At 58.2% G+C, this 256-nt stretch carries 1 protein-coding gene; it reads left to right on the top strand.

The window, feature by feature from the left end; all coding sequences use genetic code 11:
• A partial coding sequence (locus Q5Y71_RS17415; RefSeq protein ID WP_306043326.1) for a hypothetical protein occupies positions 1-256 on the top strand: 256 nt, incomplete at both ends.

Raw genomic sequence — 256 nt, forward strand, 5'->3', positions numbered from 1 at the left:
AATCCAGCGTCTCAGTGTGGACCAGGTTTCCGGTGCGGTATCGGTGGATTTGTTTGGCAGCTACCAGCCCGCGGCGATGATTGGTGATCAGCCCGGCAGTACTGGTGCGGAACTGCCGGACAGCTGGTATAGCGCCGAAGGCACTGCCATGACCGCCGCCGGTCTCAATATCGATAGCAGTGGGTTTTTAAGCGCGGATGGCAGCCTCGCCGGCAATCCGGACAGCCGGGCAGTATTTTATTATCCGGAGGATTTA

The organism is Microbulbifer sp. 2205BS26-8 (assembly GCF_030731025.1).
Taxonomy (GTDB): Bacteria; Pseudomonadota; Gammaproteobacteria; order Pseudomonadales; family Cellvibrionaceae; genus Microbulbifer; species Microbulbifer spongiae.